The sequence below is a fragment of the Halomonas sp. genome, assembly GCF_041689495.1.
Lineage (GTDB): Bacteria > Pseudomonadota > Gammaproteobacteria > Pseudomonadales > Halomonadaceae > Halomonas.
Window position 1 is genome coordinate 1 of record NZ_JBDNGD010000275.1, and the last position, 5,230, is coordinate 5,230.

Here is a 5,230-nt window from a genome sequence, read left to right on the forward strand (position 1 = left end):
GCCAGCGAGGCGCTCTACCGCACGGATTTTCAGGCCTATCGGGCGGCGTTGGTGCAATTCAAACAGGAACAGGAAACGGCGGCGCCAGTTACAGTGGCGGCAGCGCCGTACACGAATAATCGGGATCTATGAATGAACACAGAGCAGTGGACAAAACCGGCGCGGATCGAATCTCTCAAGGTGCGGAATTTCCGTGCGCTCAAGGACGTGGAGTTCAAGCAAATTACACCGCTGACGGTGCTTTTAGGGCCGAACGGCAGCGGCAAAACCACGGTCTTTGATGTGTTCGCTTTTCTCTCGGAATGCGTCGAGACCGGGCTTCGCCGCGCCTGGGATAAGCGCGGGCGTGCAAAGGAGCTGAAAACACGGGGCAGTGAAGGGCCGGTCACCATCGAGATCAAGTACCGGGAGCCGGACTATCCCCTGATTACCTATCACCTGTCCGTTGACGAACGGGATGGGGGGCCGGTGGTGGTGGAAGAGTGGTTGCAATGGAAGCGGGGCAGCCACGGTCGGCCATTCAGGTTTCTGGAATATAAAGCCGGGCTGGGACGGGCAGTCAGTGGTGAGTTGCCCGACGAGGAAGATGAGCGTATCGATGTTCCGCTCAATGCGCCAGATCTTCTGGCAGTCAACGCGCTGGGACAGTTCGCCGACCACCCGCGTGTGTCGGCATTGCGCAACTTCATCACCGGCTGGTATGTTTCCTACTTGTCGGCCGACAGTACCCGTGGGCAACCGGAGTCTGGTCCGGCTGAGCGGTTGAGCAAAAGCGGCCACAACTTAGCCAACGTGATTCAACATTTGTCTGAACGACATCCCGAACGGCTCGAACATATCTTCGAGGTATTGCGCAAGCGCGTGCCACGCATTGAGCGCGTGCTCTCGGAGACCATGCCGGACGGGCGCTTGCTATTGCAGATCAAGGATGCGCCTTTCAGCCACCCGGTGCTGGCCCGCTTCGCGTCCGACGGCACGCTCAAGATGTTGGCCTATCTCATGCTTCTCTACGACCCGGCACCACCGCCATTCATTGGTATCGAGGAGCCGGAAAACTTTCTGCATCCTCGCCTGCTGCCGGAGCTGGCAGAGGAATGCCGCGCGGCTAGTGCTCGGACGCAGTTGCTGGCAACGACCCATTCGCCATTTTTCCTCAACGGGCTGCGCCCGGAGGAGGTGCGTGTGCTCTGGCGCGATGAAAACGGTTACACGCAAGCGCGTCGGGCTGCCGATTTGCCGGGCGTGCAGGAATTCGTGGCAGAAGGTGCACTGCTCGGTCACCTGTGGATGGAAGGACAGCTTGGGGTAGGTGATCCGTTGACGAATCAGGGCGAACCCACGCGCCCCCATGGAGGGCGCTCATGACATCGGCCCAGCATTTCGAACTGTTGGTGGAGGAGCCCTCCATGGAGGCTTTTCTGAAAGCGTTGCTGCCGCGCCTTTTGCCGCAGGATCGGACCTTTCAGGTCCATTCCTTTCAGGGTAAACCGGATTTGCTGGGCAAGCTGGGAGCACGTCTGAGGGCGTATTCGGCCTGGTTGCCTGCCAACTACCGCATCGTTGTGGTTGTGGACCGTGATCAAGAGGATTGCCGTCTGCTCAAGCAGCGGCTGGAGGAAATCAGCGCAAATGCCGGCCTCCGCAGTCGGACCGCGACTGATGATGAACGGTGGCAGGTGGTGAACCGCATTGCCATCGAGGAGCTGGAGGCCTGGTATTTCGGCGATTGGCAAGCGGTGCGAGAGGTGTACTCCCGCGTCTCCGCTAACGTCCCGAACCGGCAGGGATTCCGGGGCCCGGATGCGATTGCGGGCGGCACCTGGGAAGCGTTTGAACGGGTCCTTCAGCGTCATCGTTATTTCTCGACCGGTCTACGCAAGATAGAGGCGGCCCGCAAGCTTGGTGCGGAGATTGATCACACGCGTTCGACGTCCCGTAGCTTCTCGGTTTTCTGCCAAGCGATTGTCGGAGCTACGGCGTGAACGAGGATATTGTCGAACAGGCCGCCCTGGGCTGGTTCGAGGCCCTGGGCTTCGACACCGCCCGAGGCGCGGATATCTCGCCCGGCGCGGATTCGCCCCTGCGCGACAGCCATGAACAGGTGGTGCTGGAGCCGCGCCTGCGCTCGGCCCTGCGTACGATCAACCGCCAGCTGCCCGACGATGCCATCGAGCAGGCCGTGCGCGTAGCAATGCGCCCGCCGGAGCCGACGCTGGAGCAGAACAATCGTTGGTTCCACCGCCTGCTGACCGATGGTGTGGATGTGGAGTATCGCACCCAGGACGGCGAGACGCGCGGGGACAAGGCCTGGCTGGTGGATTTCGACAACCCTGCCGGCAACGACCGGCTGGTGGTGCAGCAGTTCACGGTCAAGTGCGGCAACGCCACACGGCGGCCGGATCTGGTGGTGTTTCTCAACGGTCTGCCGCTGGTGGTGGTGGAGCTGAAGGATACGGCCAATGAACAGGCGGATCTGTGGACGGCCTACCGGCAGTTGCAGGATTACAAGGCACAGATCCCACCGCTGTTCACCTATAACGCGCTGCTGGCGATCAGCGACGGCGACCGCACTCGGGTCGGGTCGCTTACCGCAGGTTCGGACCGTTTTTCACCTTGGCGGGCGCTGGATAATGCGCGCGCGCCGGGCGAGCCCACGCTGGAGACGCTGATTCGCGGGCTGTTCGAGCCGGGCACGTGGGAGGATTACCTGCACCACGGCATCACCTTTGAGGAAGACGAGCGCAGCGGCGCCATCATCAAAAAGGTGGCGGCCTACCACCAATTTCGTGCCGTGTTGCGTGCGCGGGCTTCGGTCAAGGATGCACTGAAAGCACCGGCGGGTCAGGGCGACGGACGCGGCGGCGTGATCTGGCATACCCAGGGCTCGGGCAAGAGCCTGACCATGTTGATGCTGGCCGGGGCGCTGGTTGGCGACGAACAACTGACCAACCCGACCATCGTGGTGGTCACCGACCGCAATGACCTGGACGGGCAACTGTTCGGCACCTTTGCCGCCGGCCGTGCCCTGTTGCGTCAGGACCCGGAGCAGGCCGAGAGCCGGGACGATCTGGCCGACAAACTCAATCGGGCCTCCGGCGGCGTGGTGTTCACCACCATCCAGAAATTCGCCGAACGCGGCGCGGCGGTGAGCGAACGTGCCAACATCGTGGTGCTGGCGGACGAGGCCCACCGCAGCCAGTACGGTTTCCTCGACGGCGGCGCACGCTGGATGCGGGATGCCATTCCCAATGCCACCTTCGTTGGCTTCACCGGCACGCCTCTGGAGGGAGACGACAAGAGTACACCGGCCGTGTTCGGCGACTATGCCGATATTTACGACATTCGCCAGGCCATCGACGATGATGCAACCGTGCCGATCTTCTACGAGATGCGGCTGGTGAAACTGGTGCCGCACGAGCAGGGGATACGCGAGGCGGAAGAAGAGCTTCAGGTGCGTCTCGCCGCGGAAGCCGACAAGGAAGGACGGGAAACGGAGCCGTATGTCCGGGTCCCGCTGGAGCAACTGGTCGGTGCACGACAACGCTTGCAGCAGGTGGCGCAGCAGATCGTCGAGCACTTCGAGCAGCGCCGCGAGGTGATCGAGGGCAAGGGCATGGCGGTGTGCATGAGTCGTGCTATCTGCATGGATCTGTACGACGAGATTGTGGCGCTGCGCCCCGACTGGCACGGCGATAACGACGACGCCGACTTTATCAAGGTGATTATGACCGGCTCGGCGGCCGAGGGTGAGCGAGTGATGCAGCACGCGCGCACGAAGGCGCGACGCGAGGCTCTGGCTCGTCGCTACAAGGACCCGGATGATAATCTGCGTCTGGTCATCGTTTGCGATATGTGGTTGACGGGGTTCGATTGCCCGCCCATGCACACCATGTATCTGGACAAGCCGTTGGCCGGACACAATCTGATGCAGGCCATTGCCCGGGTGAACCGCGTGTTCGGCGACAAGCCCGGCGGCGTGGTGGTGGATTTTCTGGGTATCGCCGATCAACTGCGCGACGCCGTGCAGACCTACACCCAGGCCGGCGGCGAAGGCAGCCCGGTGGAAGACATCCAGAACGAGGCCGTGCCCTTGATGGAGCGCCAGTTTGAGGCGTTGCGGGATTTCTTCAACGGCCTGGATTACAGCGGCTTTGCCGGGGGCGATGAGGCGGCACAAATTCGCGCCGTAACCGCTGGCGCCGATTATGTCTTCGAGCAGGATGACGGCAAACAGCGGTTTATGAATATGGTGGCCGGGCTTTCCAAGGCCTTTTCGCTGGCCGTGCCACGCCCGGAAACCGAGGCCATCCGCGACGACCTGGCCTATTTCCAGACTGTGCGTGCCGCTATCCGCAAACGGCTGGCCGACGATGGACCGCCGCCGGCCCCGGATAATCGTGCCGCCGTGCGTCAGGTGCTCTCGGGCGCCATTGCTCCGGATGGCGTGATTGATCTGTTTCAGGCGGCCGGGCTCGGTGGGCAGGACGTGGGCATCCTCTCCGAAGAATTCCTCGGCCAGTTAGCCGGCATGCCGCAAAAAAACCTGGCGCTGGAAACGCTGCGAAAGCTACTAAACGATCAAATCCGTAGTCGTGAAAAGGTCAATATCATGCAGTCTCAGGGGTTCCGAGAATCCCTAGAAGCCGTGCTAACGCGTTACACCAACCGTGCCATCACGACGGCTCAGGTGATCGAGGAGCTGATCGGCCTGGCCCGCACCATCCGTGATGCCGTGCATCGCAGCGAGGAAACGGGCCTCTCGGAAGACGAACTGGCATTCTATGACGCCCTCGCCAGTAACGAGTCCGCCCGTGAGGTCATCGCGGATGACACCTTGCGCCGGATCGCCCATGAACTGGCAGATCGCATCAAGACCAAAGCGACCCTGGACTGGACCCAGCGCGATACTGTGCGTGCAGATATGCGCCGGACCGTGCGGCGATTACTGGCCAAATATGGCTACCCGCCGGACGCGCAGGAGGCCGCCACGCAGTTGGTCATTCGGCAGGCCGAGTTGATGGCGGAGAACGTAGTGCCATGAGGTCGAGTATGCGCACACGTAATCGGGTAGCCGAGGGTATCTAACCCTCAGCCCCCACAACACCCTGCATGCGGGTCCGCACAGGGCGTTTCCCGAAAACGTTCAGAGTAAGATGGCCGATTACCTCCTCCTACCCCAATGATGGCTTCTGATTTTGCGCCAACGTTCCTCAGTCCGGTCGGATATGGA

General features: G+C 61.9%; 3 protein-coding genes. All 3 read left to right on the forward strand.

Translation table 11 applies throughout. The features are described 5' to 3' along the window. Positions 1-132: 132 nt before the first annotated feature. Genes ACESMD_RS09540 through ACESMD_RS09550 form a run of 3 tightly spaced genes read left to right on the forward strand, consistent with a single transcriptional unit; the run spans position 133 to position 5,041 of the window. Complete coding sequence (locus ACESMD_RS09540) at positions 133-1,365, forward strand: AAA family ATPase (protein ID WP_372612585.1); 1,233 nt, start codon at positions 133-135, stop codon at positions 1,363-1,365. After that, entirely contained in the window at positions 1,362-1,982 is a 621-nt protein-coding gene (locus tag ACESMD_RS09545) for a DUF4276 family protein (RefSeq protein ID WP_372612587.1), read from the forward strand. The genes ACESMD_RS09540 and ACESMD_RS09545 overlap by 4 nt, the downstream gene beginning before the upstream one ends. Further along, complete coding sequence (locus ACESMD_RS09550; RefSeq protein WP_372612589.1) at positions 1,979-5,041, forward strand: type I restriction endonuclease subunit R; 3,063 nt, start codon at positions 1,979-1,981, stop codon at positions 5,039-5,041. The genes ACESMD_RS09545 and ACESMD_RS09550 overlap by 4 nt, the downstream gene beginning before the upstream one ends. Positions 5,042-5,230 lie beyond the last annotated feature (189 nt).